Genomic DNA, 22113 nt, shown 5'->3' with positions numbered 1-22113 from the left:
CGTCACGAGCATTATTTCTCCGACGCTATAAAACAGTTACCGATGATACAAATTGAATATCTTTACCGGTGGATTTTTGTGCTTTACATGACCCTGATTCTCGCCCGGTTGTTGGCGCCGGGCAAACAAAAAGCGCCCCGAAGGGCGCTTTGTTCGATGCGGGTATCGCTGGCGATTACGCGCGGCTGCGGTATTCGTTCGTACGCGTATCGATTTCGATCTTGTCGCCGGTGTTGCAGAACAGCGGCACTTGCAGTTCGAAGCCCGTTGCGAGCTTCGCGTTCTTCAGCACCTTGCCCGACGACGTGTCGCCCTTGACTGCCGGCTCCGTGTAGGTGATCTCGCGAACGAGGACCGTCGGCAGTTCGACCGAGATCGCCTTCTCGTTGTAGAACACGACTTCGCAAGCCATGCCGTCTTCGAGGTAGTTCAGCGCTTCGCCCATCATTTCCGCTTCGACTTCGAACTGGTTGTAGTCGGCGTCCATGAACACGTACATCGGATCGGCGAAGTACGAGTACGTCACTTCCTTGCGGTCGAGCACGACGACGTCGAACTTGTCGTCAGCCTTGTAGACCGCTTCCTGGCCTGCGTTCGTCAGCAGGTTCTTCATCTTCATCTTGACGACGGCGGAGTTACGGCCCGACTTGTTGTATTCAGCCTTGGCGATGACCCATGCGTCGCTGCCGATCTGCACGACGTTGCCTACGCGGAGTTCCTGTGCGGTTTTCATAAAAAACTGTCCTGATCAAATCAAATAAATAGGTGCCTGAGCGTTGCGCAACGGCTGACGGCGCAAGCGGTGCGTTCCGGTGGACGCCAAAAGCGAGCGCTTGCCTGGTCAGCCGTCGGATAACCGCTTATTTTAACTGAGATTTTGCGTATTCCGCCAGCTTTCCGGCGAGATCGCCGACGGCCGCGAGCGCATCGGCCCAGCGGACCGCGTTGGCGTCCAGTGCGGCGCGGTGCTGCCAGAAATCGGCCCAGTCGGGCGTGCCGACGCCGTTCCATGCGTGCCAGAACCGCTCGAGCGCCGCGCGCGGCGCGTCGGCGAGGCCGGCCGACAGGTGGGCGAGCGCGGCGTCGAGCTTCGGCAGGTGCACGTCGTCGGCCTGCGGGTAGATGTGCCATACGAACGGTTTGCGGGCCCACTGCGCCCGGACGAACGAATCCTCGCCGCGCACGAAATTGAGGTCGGCCACCCACAGCAACGGATCGTAGTCGGCCTGGGGGACGAACGCGAGCCCGTGAGCAGTCAGGTTGCCGCTGCGCGCGTGCGTGCCCGCGCCGAACGACTCGACCCCGAAAAAACGCGCGACGGCAGGCGACACGCGACCGGCCGGCACGAGTGCGACGACCGGCGTCGGGCCGTCGCGCCACTGCGCGAGCAGCGCGTCGACGGCCGGATTCTCGTACGCGAACAGGCTGACGACGGTCGTGCCGGCGGTGGGCGGCGCGCCGCCGGTCGCGCGCTGCCACCAAGCGTCGCGCGCCGCCGCATCGGCTTCGAAGGTCGTGCGGCGCGCATCGAGGTCGTGTTCCTTCAGGACGCCGCCGGTGCCGGCCGACAGGCCGGGGAAGAAAAACGTCTTCAGCAGCGGGTAGCGCGGATGCGGCGACGGCCGCAGATGGAAATCGGCGACCCAGTCCTCGGCGCTCAGGTATTCGAGGTTGATCCACACGGGGCGCCGTTCGCGTCGCGCCATCGCCGCGAGATACGCGCCGGGCAGCTCGCACGCGAACGCTTCGATCACGACGTCGGCGATCTCCAATGCGTCGCCGGCTTCCGCATGCCAGTGCTCGATCACGATCGCGTCGACCGTCTGCCGCCCCGCGTCGGGATCGACCCCGGGCAGCAGGCGCGCGAACGTGCGCAGGTCGTCGACGAACAGGCGAACCTGCCAGCCGTGCTCGTGCGCGAGCTGGCGCGCGACGCGCCAGCAGACGCCGATGTCGCCGAAATTGTCGACCACCGTACAGAAGAGGTCGCAGGCGATCGGTTCGCCCGGCGCGAGCGGCGCGGCGGGCAGGGGGGCAGCGGTGGTGCGGGGCATCGAAGCGGGCCGGTGAATGCTCTAAACTGGCGATTCTAATAGACCCGTTCCGCGTTACAAGGCGCCCGGATCACGCATGACATCCCCTGAAGCTTCCGATACCCCGTTCGAACCGAAGAAGATCCTTGCGCAGTTGCCGCACATGCCGGGCGTCTATCGCTACTACGACACGGCGGGCGCCGTGCTCTATGTCGGCAAGGCACGCGACCTGAAGAAGCGCGTATCGAGCTATTTCACGAAGACGCAGCTGTCGCCGCGCATCGCGATGATGGTCACGCGCATCGCGCGCATCGAGACGACCGTCACGCGCTCGGAGGCCGAGGCGCTGCTGCTCGAGAACAACCTGATCAAGGCGCTCGCGCCGCGCTACAACATCCTGTTTCGCGACGACAAGTCGTATCCGTACCTGAAGCTCACCGCGCACCGCTTTCCGCGGATGGCCTACTACCGCGGTTCGGTCGACAAGCAGAACCAGTATTTCGGGCCGTTTCCGAGCGCCTGGGCCGTGCGCGAGAGCATCCAGATCCTGCAGCGCGTGTTCCAGCTGCGCACCTGCGAGGATTCGGTCTTCAACAACCGCACGCGGCCGTGCCTGCTGCACCAGATCGGGCGCTGCACGGCGCCGTGCGTCGGCGCGATCTCCGACGAGGACTACGCGATCGACGTATCGAATGCCGCGCGTTTCCTGCTCGGCCGGCAGTCCGAAGTGATGAAGGAACTCGAGCAGAAGATGCACGCGTTCGCGGCCGAGCTGAAATTCGAACAGGCGGCGGCCGTGCGCAACCAGATGAGCTCGCTCGCGACGGTGCTGCACCAGCAGGCGATCGAGGTCGGCAGCGACAGCGACGTCGACATCCTGGCCGTCGTCGCGCAGGGCGGGCGCGTGTGCGTGAACCTCGCGATGGTGCGCGGCGGCCGGCATCTCGGCGACAAGGCGTATTTCCCGACGCACGTCGAAAGCGCGTTGACGCTCGCCGAGGGCGGGATCGGCGACGACTCCGAACTGGCGGAGGCGGCCGATGCGTCCGCCGATACATTGCCCGACCTGCCCGCGGAAGAACCCGGCCGCACGCGCGGTGACGCGGCGGCGTCGGTCGAGGCCGAGGTGCTCGACGCGTTCATCGCGCAGCACTATCTCGGCAACCGCGTGCCGCCCGTGCTGGTCGTGAGCCATGCGCCCGCGAGCCGCGACCTGCTCGAGCTGCTGTCCGAGCAGGCCGGCCACAAGGTGTCGCTGGTGCGGCAGCCGCAGGGGCAGCGGCGCGCGTGGCTGTCGATGGCCGAGCAGAATGCGCAGATCGCGCTCATGCGGCTGCTGTCCGAGCAGGGCTCGCAGCAGGCGCGCACGCGTGCGCTCGCGGAGACGCTCAGCTACGAATGCGACGATCTCGCGACGCTGCGGATCGAATGCTTCGACATCAGCCATACGATGGGCGAGGCAACACAGGCGTCGTGCGTGGTCTACCACCATCACAAGATGCAGTCGGGCGAATACCGTCGCTACAACATCACCGGGATCACGCCGGGCGACGACTACGCGGCGATGCGGCAGGTGCTCACGCGTCGCTACGAGAGGATGGTCGAGCAGGCCGCGCAGGCGGCTGCCGCCGACGATGCGGCCGGCATCGACGGCGAGTCGACGCGCCAGGCCGAGGCATCGAGCCTGCTGCCGAACATCGTGCTGATCGACGGCGGCAAGGGTCAGGTCGAAATCGCGCGCCAGGTGTTCACCGAGCTCGGTCTCGACACGTCGATGCTGGTCGGCGTCGCGAAAGGCGAGGGCCGCAAGGTCGGCCTCGAGACGCTCGTGTTCGCGGACGGCCGTACGCCGCTCGAACTCGGCAAGGAAAGCGCCGCGCTGATGCTCGTCGCGCAGATCCGCGACGAGGCGCACCGCTTCGCGATCACCGGCATGCGTGCCAAGCGGGCGAAGGCGCGCCAGACGTCGCGGCTCGAGGAACTCGAGGGCGTCGGGGCGAAGCGTCGGCAACGGCTGCTCGCGCGGTTCGGCGGGTTGCGCGGGGTGGTGGCCGCGAGCGTCGAGGAACTCGCGAGCGTCGAGGGCATCTCGCACGCGCTCGCCGAGCAGATCTACAAGCAGCTTCACTGACGCGGCCGTGCGGCCGGCAGCCTTGCCAGCGTTCTTGTGGCAGGCCGGTCGACACGGCACAATTGCGAATCCTTTACTGTCCCGCATGCCATGCCGTTCAATTTCCCGATTTTCCTGACGTGGGTACGAATCGTGCTGATTCCGCTCGTCGTCGGCGTGTTCTATCTGCCGGACACGGTGATGGGCGGCGCGCATCGCAATCTTGCGGCGGCGGCGATCTTCATACTCGCGGCGCTGACCGACTGGTTCGACGGCTATCTGGCCCGCAAGTGGAACCAGACGTCGTCGTTCGGTGCATTTCTCGATCCGGTGGCGGACAAGCTGATGGTGACGGCCGCGTTGTTGATCCTCGTGCAGATTTCGCGGGTCGACGCGGCGATCGCACTCGTGATCGTCGGCCGCGAAATCGCGATTTCGGCGCTGCGCGAGTGGATGGCGCAGATCGGCGCGTCGAAGAGCGTCGCGGTGAACCAGCTCGGCAAGTTCAAGACCGCATGCCAGATGGTCGCGATTCCGATGCTGCTGTTCTACGGGCCGCTGCCGCTCGGCGTCGCGACGATCGACACGCGCGTGTGGGGCGAATGGTTGATGTATCTCGCCGCGGTGCTGACGATCTGGTCGATGCTGTACTACATGAAGCTCGCATGGCCGCAGATTCGCGAGCGCGGCGGCGCGTGATGCGTGCAGTCGAGCAGGTTTTTGTAAAAAGGGCTGGAAAAGCCCTTGACACACGAATGTGCCTTCGACATAATCTCGCTTCTCCGCTGCACGACGAAGTAAGTGTGTGACGGGGAAGCAGTAGCGCAGCAATACGCGGGAGTAGCTCAGTTGGTAGAGCGCAACCTTGCCAAGGTTGAGGTCGCGAGTTCGAGACTCGTCTCCCGCTCCAGATTTTCTCTGGCAGCGTGTTGGTCGGCAAAGCGCTGCAGATGCAGGACACATGCGGGAGTAGCTCAGTTGGTAGAGCGCAACCTTGCCAAGGTTGAGGTCGCGAGTTCGAGACTCGTCTCCCGCTCCAGATTTTTCTGGCAGCGTGTTGGTCGGCGAAGCGCTGCAGATGCAGGACAATGCGGGAGTAGCTCAGTTGGTAGAGCGCAACCTTGCCAAGGTTGAGGTCGCGAGTTCGAGACTCGTCTCCCGCTCCAAGTAATGGGGAAGCCACGCTTCCCCTTTTATTTGATGGACTTTCAGTCCTCGAATAAAAAATCTGTCGCTTGCCTCACGGCATTCGCACAGTCCGCTTTTGGCGCGATAGCAAAGCGGTTATGCAGCGGCCTGCAAAGCCGTTTAGGCCGGTTCGACTCCGGCTCGCGCCTCCAGATAAAGCCCCGCTTCGGCGGGGCTTTTCTTTTTTCTGCGCCCAGCGCCACTTTCCGCGACGTTGCAACCGCCAAGCGTCCGATGTTGGACTGCGGATTGAACATGAGTCGTCTGGAACGAAATTCACGTATGCGTTGCGAGACTGAAACGGAAGCATTCGTTGATGCGACGAATGACCTGACGCACGCGAAATTGTCTGCGACAGTGCGCATCGTACCGATGGTGTTGCGCAACCTCGATTGAGTGCCTCGCGCGAAGCAGGCAAGTGGCCGTATCCGATCGACGTCAGCTTGGAAGAACGTCCGCATCACGCGTCGTGCCGACACGTTCGTCACGATGTCGACGACAGCGTTGCAGGTCTGAAACACTTCATGCGATCAACACGACGGCGTTTTTTTTGCATACGCCTGACGTGTAATGACGGCGGGCGCTTGCTTCACATGGCACGCCGTTTGCGTTATCGAATTCAGAAATCGAAAGGCTCAAGGCGCGCCATGCGACTTCGGCGCCGCCTGGCCCATCGACCAGGCGGGGGACAGTTCAATGAAGTCAAACCGACGAGCGGACAGTGCGCGCGTACCGATCCGCAGCACGATCGTCATCGCAAACGGCTGCCGGATCCCGGCGGCCGGTTTCGAACGCGCGCCGTCACGAGAACCGTCCGGGGCAGGGCCGTATCGTGCCGACGACGATTTTCCGGTTGCCACGGCTCGCTTCGGCTAAGATCCAGCCACCGTCCCGATGCCGCTCATCATGACTGCACGTTCCCGCAATCGTCTGGCAGCGTGGCTTGGCATGTTTGCCATGCTGCTCGTCGTCATTGCGCCGCTCGTGAGCCATGCCCTGGTCTCCCATGACCAGAATGCGCCAGTCGCATCGATCTGTTCGGCCGACGGACAGCCCGACGCAGACAATCACGCACTTGCCGCTGACCATTTCGCGGCTTGCGGGTATTGCGACCTGCTCGTGCATCATGCGCCTGCACCGTCACCGTCCTTGCCGCAATGGCTGGCGGTTCCCGGCTATGCCGTCGCGCATCCACCCGCTTCACGCCCGTTTGTCCTTCGGGATATCCCCCGGGCGGGCCGGCCCCGCGATTCGCCGTTCTACCTCTGACGTAGTCACTCCAGCAGTTGATCCGCACAGGCTCCCCCCGCGGCGCGTGAAACGCCCGCGGCCAAGAGCCGGCAATCGGGTCATCTCGCACCGCGCGTCCGCCATGTTGCGGATAACGCGCATGCATGCACACGACATGAGAGGGGAACGACATGCGAATCGAATCGAAGAAGACCGTCGACGCGGCGTTGGCCGCGTTCGCCTGTCTGACGGGCTTGACCCTGCCGGTTGCCGCCCACGCCTGCGCGACCTGTGGCTGCTCGCTGAGCACGGATGCCGCGATGGGATATTCGGCCATGCCGGGCTGGCGTATCAGCCTGGACTACACCTTCATCCCGCAGAACCAGTTGCGCAGCGGAACGCATGCGGTTTCGGCCGTCGTACCGGCGGCGATCAATGCGGCAGGCGGCAGCCAGGAGGTCGAGAACCAGACGATCAACCGCTACTGGAACCTGGGCATCAGCTACAGCCCGAACCCCAAGTGGAACTTCAGCGCGATCGTGCCGTTCGTCGATCGGGGCCACTCGACGTACGGGAATGCCACGCCGGACCAGCTCACACCCGACAATCTGAGCGGCGTCACCAGCAAGGGGCTGGGCGACATCAAGCTGATCGCCAGCTATCAGGGCTTCCTGCCGACCCGCAATCTCGGCGTGCAACTGGGGGTCAAGCTGCCGACGGGAAAGTACGGCGGCCAGAACGTGCTGACGGGCGCCAACGTCGGGCGTAGCCCGGTGTTCTTCTCGTCAGGCCCGAACAACGCGAACGGCCAGGCCCTCGACACGAGCCTGCAGCCCGGGACGGGCAGTACCGATCTGATCGTCGGTGCGTACTACTATCAGCCGATCAGCCAGAATTTCGACGCGTTCATCAACGGTCAATTCCAGGCTGCGGTGGTCGAGAATCTTCGCGGCCTCGGCGAGGACTTCCGGCCCGGTAACCAGGCGACGGTCAGCGTCGGCCTGCGTTACGAGGAGAACCCGAGGATCGTGCCGCAGCTCCAGATCAACGTGACGCGCAAGAGTTCGGACCAGGGGGCGCTCGCCGACACCGGCAACACGGCCGGCACGGTCGTTTATCTGTCGCCCGGCGTGACGGTGAACGTCATGAAGAACCTGAGCGTCTATGCGTTCGTCCAGAAGGCGCTGTACAGCAGGCTCAGCGGCTATCAGTTGTTCCCGCGCTGGTCGGGCACGGTGGGGGCGAGCTATGCGTTCTGACGGTTTGGGGGGAAGCCGCGGGCGTCGCCGGGCGAGGCGCGACTGGCTGCGCATGGCTGGAGGGCTTGCACTGGGCGCCGGCGTCGGCGGATGGCTGCCGGCCGCACAGGCCGGCAGTCTGACGGTCGGCCGTCCGGCGCCCGGCCTCGTCCTGCACACGCTCGACGGACAAAGCATCGCCAGTGAGGATTTGCGGGGTAATGTCGTCATCCTGACCTTCTGGGCCACATGGTGCGAGCCCTGCCGGACCGAACTGCCGCTGTTGTCCGCGTATGCCGCGCGCCATGCGGCGAACGGCCTGCGCGTGCTCGGCTTCAGCCTGGACGGGCCGGACAACCCCGCGGAGGTGCGGCAGGTGGCGGCCGGCCTGAGCTTTCCGGTGGGGCTGTTGGGGAGTGCCTATGCCGGAGGCTACGGGCGCATGTGGCGGATCCCGGTGAACTTCACGATCGACCGGAACGGGCTCCTCGTCGACAATGGCTGGGACGATCCGCAACCGTCGTGGACTGCCGAGCGCCTCGAGCGCGTCGTTGCGCCGCTCTTGCGAAGATAGAATCGGTATCGATCACATTGTCAGGCGGCTCCCCGCCAGTCGCTATGCACCCCGACGGGACGCTTTCTCGTTCGGATTTGCACTGGCGGGGATAGGTCGCAAGTGATTGAATAAGCCTTGCGTTTATAGTTCCCTCCCCTGAACTACAGGAGGGACGGATACGTCATTCAGGCAGCAGCAGCTCGAGGACGGACTGGAACGTGTCGCGTTCTATGGGTGCAGAGTTTCGCGGATGCACGATGAAGCGCAAGTGTGCGTCACTTGTGTACTCTTGTTTCAGCGTGGCTAGCCGCTGTTGCGCTTTTTCGATGGGGCTCTTTGGTGTTATTTCGCCAGCGTTCTATACCGGAATGCGTGACACATTCACTGAATATTCGTCATCCAGTGCTGGGGATTCGATGCGAACAACAATTGAGCTTGTACGCTGCTCCTCGGCGAAGTCACAAGCCATCATGATATTTGTGCTGCCGTATTGGGCTATCGCATTGACCTGCGATGCTTGCACCGTAAAGCCACTGGCCTCCATGTGGGCCCTGAATAATTTCACGTAGTCGGAAAACAACTCATCGGCTGCCTGCCGAGCGCGAGAGTTCAGTGCCACTTCGAGTTGCTTTGCTTGCCGTACCAGATCGTCTAGTTGTTTCAGTCCGCCCATACACTGGAAAGGCGGTTAAGTTGGGCCGTTAAACATAATAAGTGATTGATATGAAATAAGATGTGACGGTCTGCAAAGCCGTTTAGGCCGGTTCGACTCCGGCTCGCGCCTCAAGGTAGAACGAGATAAAACCCCGCTTCGGCGGGGCTTTTCTTTTTTCTGCGTCGCTTTCGTCCTTGTAACGAAGTTGTTCAGAGTGGTAAAGAGTCGCCTGCAATCAACTAAAAACCGACGCCAACCATCCGTCAATCGGCTAGTTGGCAATCGAGGCGAGTTCATCTGGGCATGGCGAGCAAACGACTGCGGCCGTCCGGCACGAGGGATGCCCCATCAAGCGGGCGAACCTGCTACCAAAAGCCACTTTCCCAGACCTTTGACACTGAGGAAGAGGGCGACGCGTACGTTGACCTCCACCTGTAGTGGTCGACTCGTTCCGGACACTGCGTTAAGTTTTTCTTCCGCGACAGCCGGTGCCAGTCCGCCATTCGATCTGTTCTAGAAATCCAGGCGGTTCAGACCGCGAGCATTCTCACCTAAATCAGTGTCCGGATTCATTTGACCACTACAGTCGGCGGAGCTGATCGTTGCCGCGTTGTCGACAGTTCGGAAGCGGAGGCTCGGCACGATCCTTATCAGCATCAAGGATGAAGTGTTCTCGGCCGACAACGACGAACTGAACAACATTTCACGACTTCGGGTGTCGTACCCAACAAGCGAGAATGCCCGGCTTGTCGCGAGTTTTACATGCGCCGCTTAGAGGCGCCGGCGCAATCCGCAGATGGGGACGTGTTCGCAGCCCAGTCAAACTGGAACGCGTCCTCATATTCGAACGACATAGGACCGAACGCACCGCGCTGCGAACCTTCATCCCTCGCGAGCGAATGGCTCTCGAAGCCCTCGTCTGATCGTGTTGCTGGACAGCCCGGTACGTCGGGAAATATCCCGGAGAGGGACGCCATCGGGAAATGCTTTCGCCGGATTTTGGCCAACATGCTCACCGCAAGCGCTCCGGTTTTCCTGCTTGGCGTCCCAAGCCGGCATTCGAACATGTGGGCCTGTTTTCGATGAAAAAACCGGCTGCAAACGGAGCGGTTTTGCTCGCCTATCAACAGTTGAGATTCATTGTGAAGACTGGGGGGCGGAAATGGTGCAATTGCTAATGTAGCCGTATCCCTCTGTGCTCGCTCTTCCATTCGTTTGAATGGTTACGGGGCGGCCGGAATAGAGGCTGGCCATTAGTGCAACGTAAATGTGATCTATTGCGGATTGACCTCTTGATGGGTCGGCCAGAAATTGAAAATGGATTTCGTCGCCGTTTCGCTGGGCCAGTGTGGCGAGCAGATTGTTGGTGTAGATATTCGGACTTGCCTCGATCCGAATGACTCTTGCGTCTTTGTAAATTTCGAGAATATTCGGTTTGATCGTTTCCATTTTCGATTCCTTTCGATTGTTGATGAGGTGAAGCTCAGAATGATTCTAGATGATGAAAATGTTTCGTCAATCGAAGATCTCGTTTGATCGAATTTTGTTAATTGTCGGGTTAATTGATTCTTTTCGAGGGTTGATGGATGTTATTGGCTGTAATTGAAATTTTCATTGACGGGGTTAGTATCGACGGTGCAGGAGTTGTTTCTGGTTGTGGCGGGTATTTGAGGTTTGGAGTGGCTGCTTTGTGGTGATTTTGGCTCGAATCAATTTATGATCTATTTTTTATAAATGAGGGCGTCATGGCAATCCGTTATGTTCTGGTGGTCGTCAATGTTAGCAAGGCTCTTCAGGAGAAGAATCTTGCCAAATACACGTATATGATCGATTCGACCGGGTACGTTGGAGTCAATGGAGAGGGCGGGAATGAGTTGCAGACGACATGCAAGGTCAAGGATACGATTCAATGGACTGTTACATCAATTAATCCTGGGAATGATGTTTCAATAGCTGGAATTAACGGGCAGGCTGTAAATTCTGGCATGATCAATGTTGATCATATCCCGCCGGGTGGCGTGACTAGCACACAGGCGTATGTTGCGAAGGCGGGTACCAAGGTCCAATATAGTATGAGTTTGATTCTTGATGATTCGCCTCCTATGAGTTTCGATCCGTTTATTACTGCAACTCCTCGCGCGTCCGAAGATGAGAGCGAGTAATTGAATTGACGACTCTAATTAATTGCTGATCGCCAAAATTGGTTGCTTGTCTTGAGTTGGGGCGATGTGGCGTGGCCCGTCAAGTTGTTTTGACGGGCTAGCAGTGTGGTGGCGAGCATAGCCCGCCAGCGGCTGGCGGCGATGAGTCAGTCAAATCTCGCGAACCTGCAGAAAAGTTGCTTTGGCGGGAAACTGGGGGCAGATGTTCCGGACGCGGACTGAACGTCCGCCGGCTTCGAATCCGTTGCGTTTGGAGGCGGAATTGTCGGTCGCGCATCTGCCGCTCGCGAGCGATTACCTCAGTCTCAACGACCATCGGTCGCTTTACCAGAGCCGACGTCGTTGAACGTTGCGGACGACCGCGATGCGATCGGCGTCGCTCCGCATGCGGCTTTCATGCCATCGATGGCGGGTTCCCGGCCATTGAACGGGCGAGAGTAATGCCACCCTGTGACCGGCAGGACCGGAAAGGCGCTGTCGCCCCGCGGGGAAAAAGTACTTGTGGCCGACGCCGGTGTGGGCTTTCCATCAATGGTCGCCGTCGTGCGGCCCTCCAACGTTCGGTGCACATGCACGCGTTCCGGCACGAAGCGTTGTTCGAGCGTCATTTCCTGAAGGTGGTTGTGCTCCAGGCGTCGAGCAACTCGTCCTGTCCCACGCGTTGGCGGAATTCGGGCAACTCGTTTGGAAGGCCCGCCTATGGCATGACCAGACCGTGCGACCGTAATATCGGAGGACACTAAAAAACCCCCTGCCACAACGAGGGAAGTGGCAGGGGCTGCGAACGCACCGTTCAGGCACGAGGTGAAGGTGCGTCATAAATATAAAAGCAGTTGTTGGGATGTTAAATAATTATGCGATTCTTCCTGCTATTACCTCGTGTGACGAGGTGGACTCGTTTTTAGAGGCGATTGCCCCATCAATCGTTCACATTCTCGCAGCTCTTCGGGCCTTCGCCCCAGCTCTTTCCTCCTCCGTTCGTGCATTGCCGCTTGGTGTATTGCTCGGGCAACTGACCTTTCGGCAGCTTTCCGTCGGCAGGACAATTGTGATGGTAATAGCAGAAGGATTTTTCGGCGGCGCCGGCTTCACCGTTGAAAAAAAGGCAGGCCATCAAGGTCGGAAAGAGAATCTTGGCAATGGTGCGCATATCGATTGTCTCGGTCGAAAAGTAATGGGTAACAAAATAGGCACCGTTACGGTACTTATCTCTCGCATAACAATGGCACGCAGCCATTTAGTTACCGTATTCGAGCAAAATCCCGGACCGCGCTGGTTGCGCAGCAATGATTCTTTCCGCCACATTATTTTCGACAGCAACTTGCTGGCCGTATGTGACGTTGAGCTTGATCGTGTTGCCGTCCATGTATGCGTTGACAGTCGCGAGATTCTGCCCGCTAGGGTAGGACAGCTGTAGCGGACCCACCACGACATTGCTTGAAATCACTTCGCCGAGGACGAGTGAATTGAACAAGCCGACCCAATAAGTCGGTGTCACCTGGAACTGAGCCGATGCGCCGCTGACCACGCCCTTCTTGAACACCGATCCCTGACCGCTCATGCCGATGCCAAGGTTCGCGAGATTGGTCGACTTGTTATTGATCAGGACGGAATCTCCCGGTACGGAACCGGACCCCGGCACCAATTGCTGGACGTTATCTTGGAAAATGCAGTCCCATGCCGTTCCCAATTCCGTCTTCAACGTCTGACTGGCTTTGTAGACTCCAATACCACCGATCTGCTGGTAATTGGCAATGGCGACGTTGTAGAAAATATCCCACGTCACACCGCTGGCGCCACTTTGAGGGACGGTCGTTTGCTTCCACGACACGCTCTCCAGTCCAATTGAACTCGGCAGGGTCTGGTATACAGCCATAGTCCAGGTCTGCTTGGTATCATTGTTGAAATCAACATAATAAGAAGTCATTTTCTGTCTCCACGATGAAAGATGGATTTTGTGCCTCGCTGCACTGGGTTCATGGGTGGCTTGATTTTTTACATAAATGTCTCCGTAATCTGCGATTGACGGTCTGATACTCTTTGGTAGACAAAATCTACAGCGCCCGGGATTCGGGTTGTATATTTTTTGACAGGCATCCAGTGCTCGTGCTCGGAATGTTTGTCGTCGGCAATAGGTCTTTCCGCCCCATTGGCGACTGCCGGAGGCTCTGGTGAAATTTCTCAATAGTTTTTAAAAAAGAAGTGCCGTAATGATTTTCCGGTGGCAGGAAATAATCCAGTCCGTCATCCCCGTTAGATCATCTTAGGAAATTTCCTTAAATAAGGTGTGGTAAACGATTTATCGTTTACCCTTAGGTGTCAATTTTATGATTTTATATTTAATTAAATTGAGCGTTTCTCTGTTGGCAATAGCGGATGTTTTTGTCAGCGCCGAGCGTTGTAGTTTCGGTTTCGGATCCGAGTGCCGATCACGATGAATATTCGGTAAATGAAACTACGGCTGCCGTTACCGCTCTACTGCAAATTGCCCGTTCCGCTCGCGCCGGGTTGTTACATAGCGCGTCGGGAGACTGGTAAGGGGAGAGCGTGCTCCGCGGCAAAGAGGTGCGGATTGAATTGATTCACGAGTACGCACCTGATGCTCGGGGAACAAAGTTCTTGGTTGCCGCGAAAAGGCGGTTGGAGGAATGCGGCGTTGAGCTCGTTGCAGGAAATCTACCTAGGGCTATTGAAGGGGCGCAGCCGCAGTGTATCTGCGATGCGCTCAACGATTGCTTCGAAGGTCTGCGCCAGAGCGTTGCGGGAGACCGCAGTGGGTCGGCAACGGCTCGTCCCCGAAAAGGCGGGCGTAGGTCGCGGCGTCGCTTTAGGCGCGAACCTTGTCAGACAGGGCGCAGGCACTGTTGCACCATCGGGGTGATGATTGCAGGTGCCGCGGGGGTTGCGTGCTCATGTGACCGGGAAGTGCTTTGGAACCCGAGTTGCCCAGCGGCCCTGACGAGCAGGCGAGAAGCGCGCTTTTTGGGCCAAGAAGAGGAGGTGGCGGCACGCTTGCACGCTACACGTCTCCGCATCGCTTGGTGGCCGACGCGCACGGCGCATGCAACGGCCTCCCGCCGATCACCCATCCACCGGCTGCGCCGGCGTGTCGAGCGTCAGCTGATAGAACGCCGCATCGAGCCAGCGGCCAAACTTGAATCCCGCCTCCGCGATCGTGCCCGAGTGCACGAAGCCCAGTTTCGTATGCAGTGCGATGCTTCCCGCATTGGTCGCATCGATGCAGCCGACCACCACGTGTACCTGCGCTTCGCGCGCGCGCCGGACCACTTCGCGCAGCAGCACCTCGCCCAGCCCCCGGCCGCGCTGGTCGCGATGCACGTACACACTGTGTTCGACCGTGTACTTGAAGGCGGGAAACGCGCGGAACGTGCCCCAGCTCGCAAAGCCCAGCAGCGTGCCCGACGCATCGACCGCGCCGATGACCGGGAAGCCGCCCGCGCGCTTCGCCGCGAACCACGCGACCATCGCTTCCGGTGGACGCGGCTTGTAGTCGTACAGCGCGGTCGAGTTCGCGATCGCGTCGTTCAGGATCTCGAGGATGGCCGGCGCATGCTCGGCCTCGCTGCAATCGATCAGGCGCACGTCGTCGCGCTGTTTCGGGGAATTCATATCGGCTCCTGTGGGCAATGGATAGGGCGCGCGCACGGCAACTGCGACGACGCGTTCATCAGAGGTTCCGCACGCCGGCGGCGGCAGACGCATCGCAGATCGCGACGACATAGCGGGCGGCATGCGACGACGGATTGCTGAAAATCAGCGGCTGGTCGAGCCGCATGGCCAGGCAGTCGCCTTCGTGAAGTTCGTGAAGCGTGTCGCCGAACGTGACGTCGACGCGGCCGCTGATGACCCACACCTGCTGATGCAGCGCGCTTTCGCGTCCACCGCTGTCGTACGCGACGCGTGCGCCGGGCGGGAAATCCACCTCGACGAGCTGGATCGGCGACGGCCAGCCGGCCGGGGAGAGGTTGCGGCGCACATAGCCGGACGCCGGATCTCGCCATTCGGCCTGCTGCGCGCGGCGGGCCAGCGGCTGCGCGGGCGTGTCGTCCGGATCGCCGCCGAACAGGCCAGCCAGCGATACGCCGAGCCCGGCCGCGAGCTTGTCGAGCACGACGGCCGTCGGGCTGGCCGATGCGCGTTCGATGAGCGAGATCATCGAACGGCTGACGCCTGAGCGCGCGGCCAGCGCATCGAGCGTGTAGCCTCGCCCGGTGCGCAGGTCGCGTACGCGCCGGGCGATGCGTTCGTTGATGCCGGTGTCGTCGGTAACGGCGGTCGCTGGTTCTTTCATGATGGATTTATTTTCCAGCAAACTGGAATTTACTGTCAACGGGATCGACCTCAGACGCTCGACGGAATTCCAACGGCTTGCCCGGCAGTCGTGCGCGGCGTAATATACGAATCGACTACGTTTCGTTTAATTGGGGATATATGGGCATCATCAAGATTTCCGAGCACATGCACGAGCGGCTGCGCTCGACCAGCACGGCGCTGAGCCGCTCGATCAACGCGCAGGCCGAACACTGGCTGCGCGTCGGGATGCTGGCGGAACTCAATCCGGCGCTGTCCTACGGTGACATCTGCCGGATGCTGATCGAGGCCGAAGCACGGGGCGGTGAGACGGGGCCGGCGGAACCGGTCGAGCACGGCATCGAGCAGGTGGCGTAATGGCGAAACGAGAAATCCCGATCCGCGGCGCCGCGGAAATCGCCAAGTCGCGCGAAGCCGCGAAGCTCGCGTCGCAGGTGCTGACGATGATCACCGAGCACGTGAAGCCGGGCGTCACCACCGATGATCTGGACGCACGCTGCCGTGAATACATCGTCGACGTGCTCGGCGCGATTCCGGCGAACATCGGCTACCACGGTTATCCGAAGACGCTGTGCACGTCGGTCAACCACGTGGTGTGTCACGGCATCCCGACGTCGCGGCCGCTGCGCGACGGCGACATCGTGAACCTCGACATCGCGGTGATCAAGGACGGCTGGTTCGGCGATACGAGCCGCATGTATTTCGTCGGCGAACCGAACGAGCTTGCGCGGCGCCTCGTCGCGACGACCTATGAAGCGATGCACGCGGGCATTCGCGCGGTGCGTCCGGGCGCGACGCTCGGCGACGTCGGCTACGCGATCCAGCAGGTCGCGCATCGCGAAGGATTCAGCGTGGTTCGCGAATACTGCGGGCACGGCATCGGCGATGTCTATCACGACGAGCCGCAGGTGCTGCACTACGGCCGTCCGGGCACCGGCGTGCCGCTCCGGCCGGGGATGATCTTCACGATCGAGCCGATGCTCAACGCGGGCAAGCGCGACACGCGCATGCTGGCGGACGGCTGGACGGTGGTCACGAAGGACCATTCACTGTCGGCGCAATGGGAGCACATGGTCGTGGTGACGGAAACGGGCTTCGAGGTGCTGACCGAGGACGCGAAGCCGCAGGCGTTCCCGGCGCTGTCCGGCACGCACGCTGCGTGATACCTGCCGTGCGCCACGAAGGGTGGTGCAGCGGCACAGTGAAACGGGCCCCTTTGCGGGGCCCGTTTCACTTTCGTTCGACGTTGCGCGGCGCGCGCGATTGACGCGCGAACGCGGCGACCGATTGCTTGGTGGGGGAGCGCGGTCTGGCCGCCGCTCAACCGCGCGCCTTCTGCCATGCGTGTTCGACGAACACGCGGCACAGCGCTTCCATCCCCTGGCGGTCTTCGTCGTCGAAGCGCGCGGCGACCGGGCTGTCGACGTCCCACACGCCGATCAGCGTGCCGTCGGCGGCCACCAGCGGCACGACGATTTCCGACTCCGATGCGGCGTCGCACGCGATATGGCCGGGGAAGTCATGCACGTCGCGCACGACCTGCGTCTCGCGCGTCTGCGCGGCCGTGCCGCACACGCCCTTGCCGAGCGCGATCCGCACGCAGGCGGGCTTGCCCTGGAACGGCCCGACCACGAGTTCCGTCCCGTCGAAGAAGTAGAAGCCGGCCCAGTTGAGACGGTCCAGCGAGTGGTAGACGAGTGCGGCGAAGTTGGCCGCGTTCGCGGTCAGATCGCGTTCGGATTCGACGAGTGCACGCGCCTGCTCGACGAGCGTCGCGTATTGATCGGCCTTGGAGGCGTTGGGGTCGTTGGACAGCGTGAACATGGCGGGAAAGCGATCAGGGTTGTGGAATGCGCGATGCGCGTACCGCAGTCTACGGCACGCGCGCAGGGTTTGCAGCGCCTGGTCACGCGTGAAGCGGCGCGCTCAATCGGGTTCGAGTTCGGCAAACCGCTCCGCGAGAAAATCCAGCAGTGCGCGCACCGCGGGCAGCAACCCTCGGCGCGACGCGAACACCGCATGCACGATCTCGCGGCGCGGCGCCCAGTCGGGCAGCACGGTCACCAGCTCGCCGCGCGCGACCTCATCGCGCACCATCATCGTCGGCAACTGCACGATGCCGACGCCCGCGACGGCCGCCGCGCGCAGCGCGAGCATGCCGCCCGTCACGAAGCGCGGCTGGTGATGAATTTCCGCGTGCGCGCCGTCGGGCCCGCGCAGCCGCCACACGTGCGCGGACTGCGGGGCGCCGTGATCGAGGCTCGGCAGGCGCGCGAGATCGGCGGGAACGGCCGGGACGCCCTGCTCGCGCAGCAGCGCCGGGCTCGCGACGAGGCACTGGCCGCGCTCGGCCAGCACGCGCAGCGCGAGATCGCTGTCTTCGAGCGGCGGCGGGCGTACACGGATCGCGACGTCGATCCCTTCGCCGACCACGTCGACGCGCCGGTTGGTCGCTTCCAGATGAATCTCGACGCGCGGGCACGCGACCATGAACGCGGCGATCATCGTGCCGACCAGCGAATCGAGCAGCACGATCGGGCAACTGACGCGCACGATGCCGCGTGGCTCCTCGTGCAGCAGCGCGATCGCCTCGTCGGCCGCATCGGCTTCGACGAGCATCGCGCGGCAATGCGCGTAATAGGTCTGGCCGACGTCGGTGACCGTGAAGCGGCGCGTCGAGCGCTGGATCAGCCGCATCCCGAGCCGCGCCTCGAGCAGCGCGATGCGGCGGCTCAGCTTCGATTTCGGCATGTCCAGCGCCCGCCCGGCCGGAGCGAAGCCGCCGTGTTCGACGACCTGCACGAAGTAATAGAGATCGTTCAGATCCCGCGCTTTATCGTTCATGAAATGGAACGCTGAGTGCGATTTTGGCAGTCTACCGGATCGATCGTTCCACCACTATATTTCTACCCAGGATGCGAAACACGTGTTTCGCCGCAATTCGGAGAAGGCAATGAAGAAGATCCAGGGTGTGTACAGTGCGCCGCGCGGCCATTGGGTCGGCGACGGTTTCCCGGTGCGTTCGATGTTCAGCTACCAGTCCCACGGCGCGCACCTGAGCCCGTTCCTGCTGCTCGATTACGCCGGCCCGACCACGTTCGAGCCGGGCTCGGCCGCGGCACCGCGCGGTGTCGGCCAGCATCCGCACCGCGGGTTCGAGACGGTGACGATCGTCTATGACGGCGAGGTTGCGCACCGCGACTCGACCGGCGCGGGCGGCGTGATCGGCCCGGGCGACGTGCAGTGGATGACGGCCGCGAGCGGGATCCTGCACGAGGAATTCCACTCGGAAGGGTTCACGAAGCGCGGCGGCCCGCTCGAGATGGTGCAGCTGTGGGTGAACCTGCCCGCCGCGGACAAGATGGGGGCGCCCGGTTACCAGACGCTGCTGAACGCCGACATCCCCGTGGTCGAGCTGCCGGGCGGCGCGGGGCGTGCGCGGATCATCGCGGGCGAACTCGACGGGCGGCGCGGCCCGGCCCGCACGCATACGCCGATCGACGTGTGGGACGTGCGGCTCGTGGCCGGCGGCCATGCGCGGTTCCCGGTCGCCGAAGGGCGTACGCTCGCGGTGGTCGTGCTGAGCGGTACCGTGCAGGTGAACGGCGAGACGGTCGCCCGCGAAGCGCAGTTCGTGCAGCTCGGCCGCGACGGTAGCGACGTCGAGATCGAAGCGAACGGCGACGCGAAGCTGCTGATCCTGAGCGGCGAACCGATCGACGAACCCGTCGTCGGTTACGGGCCGTTCGTGATGAACTCGCAAGCGGAGATTCGTACCGCGATCGAGGACTTCAACAGCGGCCGCTTCGGCCAGATGCCGGCATGACGGACAGGCCCCGCGCAATGCGGGGCTTTTTTGTGCGCGGGCAGTCGGTCGCGCGGCGAGTGCGCTTCGAGGCATAATCGTCGATTGCCGCGCGCCGGCCGGCGCGCCCGAATCAGGACCGACCATGAACGCATCCGCTGCATCCCCGAGCGCCGCCGATCTCGACTGGCGCTGGAAATTCTTCGACGCGCTGACGGCGCGCGAAGTCTATTCGATCCTCGAAGCCCGCAGCGCGGTTTTCGTCGTCGAGCAGAACTGCGTGTATCGCGACATCGACGACGCGGATCAGGCCGCATGGCACCTGGCCGCCTTCGATCCGGCTGGTCGCGTGGCCGGCTATCTGCGTGTGCTGCTGCCCGATGCGCAGAACACCGACGTACGCATCGGCCGCGTGCTGACGACCGCCGCGTTTCGCGGCGCGGGCCTCGGCAACGGGCTGCTGTCGCGTGCGCTCGAGCATATCCGCGCGCAGTGGCCGGATACGCCGGTGAGCCTGCATGCGCAGGCCCACTTGCAGCGTTTTTACGGGGCATTCGGCTTTACGCCGAGTTCGGACGTGCACGACGAGGACGGCATCCCGCACGTGTGGATGAGCAGCGCACGCGCGTAATGCGCGATGCGCCGCCCAGCCGTCAGTGGGCAGTGTGCGCCACCGGCGGCCGGGCCGCGCGCTGCGCGGCCCGTTCATCGATCAGGCGGCCGCGCGCGGACAGCCGCAGCCAGTGGCGCAGCGCGATCAGCGCGCCGATCACGCTCATCATCGAGCCGGGAATCCACAGCAGCAGGCCGCCGATCTGCTGGTCGCGCAGCGGGCTCAGCCATGTGAACGCACGGCCGCAGATCGAATAGATCGGATACAGCTCGTGCGGCGTGAAGAAGATCAGCGCGCCGAGCGCGATCTGCGGCGGGATCGCCGCGACGACGATCAGGATCCGGCGGCCCGGCGACAACCGCGCGGGCGGCGCGGGACGCGGATCGACGACGAGCCACCAGAACAGCAGCCCGTCGATCACCATGCTCCAGTTCATCACGCGATAGAGGCGCCAGTCGAGCATCGCGATGAAGTGGATCGGCGACAGCAGCCAGAAATAGATCAGCCCGACGAACAGCACGACCGCGACGACGGGATGGAACACCACGTCGAGCGTCGCGCGCACGGGCGCCCACGCGAGCGCGGGACGCACGAAACGCTGCCGCCAGCGGAACGGAATGCCCGCGCGCATTGCGGCGCCCGGATACGACAGCGCAATGAAGAACGGCCCGAGGTGGTGCAGCACGAGGTGCTGCGCGCGGTGCAGGAAGAACTCGTGCTCGAAGAAATAGTCGAGCCGCGTATGCAGCGCGATGTAGAGCGCCGTCAGCCCGAACCAGAACGAGAACTGCCGCAGCGGCGACACCTTCGCCTTCTTCGCGCCGCGTGCGAACAGCACGGCGGCGGTCAGCACCGCGATCACCACGGTGGGAGACGGTTCCCACGGATCGAGCCAGTACAGGAGGTTCATCGCGCGCGCATCACTTCGCCTGGGCCGGCGATTTCACGGCGAACGGCGCATCGACCGTTTCGCCGTCGGAGAACTTCAGGCGCAGGTGCACGGTGTCGCCCGGCTTGATCGCGTGCTTCGGCTCCTCGAGCATGAAGTGGTAGCCGCCCGGCGCGATGTCGACCTTGCCGCGCGCGGGGATCGTCAGCTTGTCGACCATTTCCATCTTCTGCGTCGAGCCGTTCGAGACGGTCTGGTGCAGCATCGCCATCCCGTAGTCGGGGCTGCCGACGTCGACGAGATCGACCGGCTTGTCGCTCGTGTTCACGAGCGTCACGTAGCCGCCGGCCGGCAGCTTGTTCGGCAGCCAGCGCACCCAGGCGTTCTGCGCGGTGATCGCGCCGGCGGCATACGCATGAGCGCCTGCGCACAGCGCGGCGAGGAGGGCGAGCGTCTTGAGGGTCGTTTTCGTTTTCATGTCGGGATGAATTCAGGTAGTGGAGGCGGTGTCGATGATCCGGCGCAGATCGGCGGCGATGGCGTCGGGCGAGTCGCGGTCGGTCGCCAGCAGGCGGGCGCGGCCGCTCGCGTCGAAGATGTAGACGGCCGAGCTGTGCGTGACTTCGTAGCCGCCGGACGGATCGCGCTTTTCCATCTGGTACGCGACGCGATAGCGTTTCGCGAGCGACTCGATCTGGCGGTCGGTGCCGGTCAGGCCGCGTGCATGCGCGGCGTCGAACGCGGCGACATACGATTGCATTGCCTGCGGCGTGTCGCGCGCAGGATCGACCGAAACGAACAGGATGCGCACGTTGTTGGCCTGTGGGCCGAGCTTCGCCAGCACTTCCATCAGCCGCGCCATCGTTTCGGGGCAGACATCGGGGCAGTGCGTGTAGCCGAAGTAGACGAGCGCGACCTGGCCCTGGAACGCATCGGCGTCGACGGGATGGCCGTCGCCGCCCGTCAGCGTGAACGACAGGTCGGGCAGGTGGCCGGTAACGTTGGTCAGGTTCCAGCGCGGTTCGTCGTGCGTGCACGCGGCGAGCGCCACAGCGGCGGTGAGGGCCGCGGCCGTGCGGATGAGGCGGGAGAAGCGCCGGTGCGGCGTGGTGCGGGCAGACGACATCTTAGGGACTGTTTCCATATGGAACGCGCATGCGTTGCCACGAGAACGGCCGCTCGCGAGGCGCGCGACGCTGCGAATACTGACGTATTCGCAAGGAGCGCAACGCGGCGAGCGGCCGTTCTCGTGGCAACCCCAAATTAAAGAAAATCATGTCACGGGAATGCCCGAAATCGCCC

25 protein-coding genes and 4 tRNA genes are annotated in these 22113 nt (G+C 62.5%); 15 read left to right on the top strand and 14 right to left on the bottom strand.

Annotation, left to right across the window (positions count from 1 at the left end; all coding sequences use genetic code 11):
• Window positions 1–175: 175 nt before the first annotated feature.
• The gene (gene efp / locus F3J15_RS20300; RefSeq protein WP_011351421.1) at window positions 176–733 is read right to left on the bottom strand and encodes an elongation factor P; all 558 of its coding nucleotides are present in this window, start codon (window positions 731–733) and stop codon (window positions 176–178) included.
• A 127-nt stretch (window positions 734–860) separates the two neighbouring features.
• The gene (gene earP / locus F3J15_RS20295; RefSeq protein ID WP_166893624.1) at window positions 861–2054 is read right to left on the bottom strand and encodes an elongation factor P maturation arginine rhamnosyltransferase EarP; all 1194 of its coding nucleotides are present in this window, start codon (window positions 2052–2054) and stop codon (window positions 861–863) included.
• Between the two features lie 76 nt (window positions 2055–2130).
• Here earP and uvrC point away from each other — a divergent pair, with 76 nt between their 5' ends.
• The 10 genes from uvrC to F3J15_RS20245 all read left to right on the top strand — a co-directional run bounded on the left by uvrC (window position 2131) and on the right by F3J15_RS20245 (window position 8373).
• The gene (gene uvrC, locus F3J15_RS20290) at window positions 2131–4164 is read left to right on the top strand and encodes an excinuclease ABC subunit UvrC (protein WP_166893622.1); all 2034 of its coding nucleotides are present in this window, start codon (window positions 2131–2133) and stop codon (window positions 4162–4164) included.
• Window positions 4165–4254: 90 nt separating this feature from the next.
• Entirely contained in the window at window positions 4255–4842 is a 588-nt protein-coding gene (pgsA, locus tag F3J15_RS20285) for a CDP-diacylglycerol--glycerol-3-phosphate 3-phosphatidyltransferase (protein WP_011351424.1), read from the top strand.
• 135 nt (window positions 4843–4977) lie between these two features.
• Window positions 4978–5053, top strand: a tRNA-Gly gene (locus F3J15_RS20280).
• 53 nt (window positions 5054–5106) lie between these two features.
• Window positions 5107–5182 (top strand) — tRNA-Gly (locus F3J15_RS20275).
• A gap of 51 nt (window positions 5183–5233) precedes the next feature.
• A tRNA-Gly gene (locus F3J15_RS20270) sits at window positions 5234–5309 on the top strand.
• A gap of 100 nt (window positions 5310–5409) precedes the next feature.
• A tRNA-Cys gene (locus F3J15_RS20265) sits at window positions 5410–5483 on the top strand.
• 103 nt (window positions 5484–5586) lie between these two features.
• Complete coding sequence (locus tag F3J15_RS20260; RefSeq protein ID WP_166893620.1) at window positions 5587–5727, top strand: hypothetical protein; 141 nt, start codon at window positions 5587–5589, stop codon at window positions 5725–5727.
• A gap of 510 nt (window positions 5728–6237) precedes the next feature.
• Complete coding sequence (locus F3J15_RS20255; RefSeq protein ID WP_089446039.1) at window positions 6238–6600, top strand: DUF2946 domain-containing protein; 363 nt, start codon at window positions 6238–6240, stop codon at window positions 6598–6600.
• 152 nt (window positions 6601–6752) lie between these two features.
• Window positions 6753–7820 carry a transporter gene (locus tag F3J15_RS20250; RefSeq protein WP_240159038.1) on the top strand — a complete coding sequence of 356 codons (1068 nt, stop codon included), beginning with the start codon at window positions 6753–6755 and terminating at the stop codon, window positions 7818–7820.
• Complete coding sequence (locus tag F3J15_RS20245) at window positions 7810–8373, top strand: TlpA disulfide reductase family protein (RefSeq protein ID WP_089445215.1); 564 nt, start codon at window positions 7810–7812, stop codon at window positions 8371–8373. The genes F3J15_RS20250 and F3J15_RS20245 overlap by 11 nt, the downstream gene beginning before the upstream one ends.
• A 340-nt stretch (window positions 8374–8713) precedes the next feature.
• Here F3J15_RS20245 and F3J15_RS20240 read toward each other — a convergent pair whose 3' ends face one another.
• Both F3J15_RS20240 and F3J15_RS20235 read right to left on the bottom strand, forming a co-directional pair.
• The gene (locus F3J15_RS20240) at window positions 8714–9028 is read right to left on the bottom strand and encodes a hypothetical protein (protein WP_144020629.1); all 315 of its coding nucleotides are present in this window, start codon (window positions 9026–9028) and stop codon (window positions 8714–8716) included.
• Between the two features lie 1119 nt (window positions 9029–10147).
• Window positions 10148–10459: a hypothetical protein gene (locus F3J15_RS20235; protein WP_144020630.1), complete on the bottom strand. Its 312-nt coding sequence runs from the start codon at window positions 10457–10459 to the stop codon at window positions 10148–10150.
• 296 nt (window positions 10460–10755) lie between these two features.
• Between F3J15_RS20235 and F3J15_RS20230 the strand changes: the two genes are divergently transcribed.
• A complete protein-coding gene (locus F3J15_RS20230; protein WP_089445216.1) occupies window positions 10756–11172 on the top strand; it encodes an AidA/PixA family protein in 417 nt (138 codons plus the stop codon).
• A 305-nt stretch (window positions 11173–11477) separates the two neighbouring features.
• Here the strand turns inward: F3J15_RS20230 and F3J15_RS20225 are convergent, their stop codons facing one another.
• The 5 genes from F3J15_RS20225 to F3J15_RS20205 form a co-directional block, all read right to left on the bottom strand.
• On the bottom strand, window positions 11478–11780 hold the full coding sequence (locus F3J15_RS20225) for a hypothetical protein (protein ID WP_144020631.1): 303 nt from the start codon (window positions 11778–11780) through the stop codon (window positions 11478–11480).
• A 311-nt stretch (window positions 11781–12091) separates the two neighbouring features.
• Window positions 12092–12322, bottom strand: coding sequence for a hypothetical protein (locus tag F3J15_RS20220; RefSeq protein ID WP_069247495.1), 231 nt, complete (start codon window positions 12320–12322; stop codon window positions 12092–12094).
• An 87-nt stretch (window positions 12323–12409) separates the two neighbouring features.
• Window positions 12410–13099: a hypothetical protein gene (locus F3J15_RS20215; RefSeq protein WP_069247496.1), complete on the bottom strand. Its 690-nt coding sequence runs from the start codon at window positions 13097–13099 to the stop codon at window positions 12410–12412.
• A gap of 1154 nt (window positions 13100–14253) precedes the next feature.
• Window positions 14254–14802, bottom strand: coding sequence for a GNAT family N-acetyltransferase (locus F3J15_RS20210; RefSeq protein ID WP_089445217.1), 549 nt, complete (start codon window positions 14800–14802; stop codon window positions 14254–14256).
• 58 nt (window positions 14803–14860) lie between these two features.
• The gene (locus F3J15_RS20205) at window positions 14861–15484 is read right to left on the bottom strand and encodes a helix-turn-helix domain-containing protein (protein ID WP_166893618.1); all 624 of its coding nucleotides are present in this window, start codon (window positions 15482–15484) and stop codon (window positions 14861–14863) included.
• 140 nt (window positions 15485–15624) lie between these two features.
• On the opposite strand from F3J15_RS20205, the gene F3J15_RS20200 reads away from it, so the two are divergent.
• Window positions 15625–15861 carry a ParD-like family protein gene (locus F3J15_RS20200; RefSeq protein ID WP_039348336.1) on the top strand — a complete coding sequence of 79 codons (237 nt, stop codon included), beginning with the start codon at window positions 15625–15627 and terminating at the stop codon, window positions 15859–15861.
• Window positions 15861–16667 (top strand): type I methionyl aminopeptidase, encoded by an 807-nt coding sequence (map, locus tag F3J15_RS20195; RefSeq protein WP_069247500.1) that lies wholly within the window; start codon window positions 15861–15863, stop codon window positions 16665–16667. Before F3J15_RS20200 ends, map begins: the two co-directional genes overlap by 1 nt.
• 157 nt (window positions 16668–16824) lie before the next feature.
• Here map and F3J15_RS20190 read toward each other — a convergent pair whose 3' ends face one another.
• Both F3J15_RS20190 and F3J15_RS20185 read right to left on the bottom strand, forming a co-directional pair.
• Window positions 16825–17328, bottom strand: a complete 504-nt coding sequence (locus F3J15_RS20190) for a GAF domain-containing protein (protein WP_089445219.1) — start codon at window positions 17326–17328, stop codon at window positions 16825–16827.
• 102 nt (window positions 17329–17430) lie between these two features.
• A complete protein-coding gene (locus tag F3J15_RS20185; RefSeq protein WP_089445220.1) occupies window positions 17431–18348 on the bottom strand; it encodes a LysR family transcriptional regulator in 918 nt (305 codons plus the stop codon).
• A 109-nt stretch (window positions 18349–18457) separates the two neighbouring features.
• Here F3J15_RS20185 and F3J15_RS20180 point away from each other — a divergent pair, with 109 nt between their 5' ends.
• Complete coding sequence (locus F3J15_RS20180; protein WP_166893616.1) at window positions 18458–19330, top strand: pirin family protein; 873 nt, start codon at window positions 18458–18460, stop codon at window positions 19328–19330.
• A 124-nt stretch (window positions 19331–19454) separates the two neighbouring features.
• Window positions 19455–19940 (top strand): GNAT family N-acetyltransferase, encoded by a 486-nt coding sequence (locus F3J15_RS20175; RefSeq protein WP_089445221.1) that lies wholly within the window; start codon window positions 19455–19457, stop codon window positions 19938–19940.
• 22 nt (window positions 19941–19962) lie between these two features.
• Here F3J15_RS20175 and F3J15_RS20170 read toward each other — a convergent pair whose 3' ends face one another.
• From F3J15_RS20170 to F3J15_RS20160, 3 genes are read right to left on the bottom strand one after another with little or no spacing between them, the layout of a single operon-like run.
• Window positions 19963–20832 (bottom strand): cytochrome c oxidase assembly protein, encoded by an 870-nt coding sequence (locus F3J15_RS20170; RefSeq protein WP_166893614.1) that lies wholly within the window; start codon window positions 20830–20832, stop codon window positions 19963–19965.
• 10 nt (window positions 20833–20842) lie between these two features.
• Window positions 20843–21289: a copper chaperone PCu(A)C gene (locus tag F3J15_RS20165; protein ID WP_166893612.1), complete on the bottom strand. Its 447-nt coding sequence runs from the start codon at window positions 21287–21289 to the stop codon at window positions 20843–20845.
• Window positions 21290–21301: 12 nt separating this feature from the next.
• Window positions 21302–21937, bottom strand: coding sequence for an SCO family protein (locus F3J15_RS20160; protein WP_166893610.1), 636 nt, complete (start codon window positions 21935–21937; stop codon window positions 21302–21304).
• Window positions 21938–22113 lie beyond the last annotated feature (176 nt).

The sequence above is a fragment of the Burkholderia sp. Ap-955 genome (assembly GCF_011753045.1).
Classification (GTDB): domain Bacteria; phylum Pseudomonadota; class Gammaproteobacteria; order Burkholderiales; family Burkholderiaceae; genus Burkholderia; species Burkholderia lata_D.
Note: the sequence above shows the minus strand (reverse complement) of the source record. Positions and strands in the feature narration are given on the sequence as shown.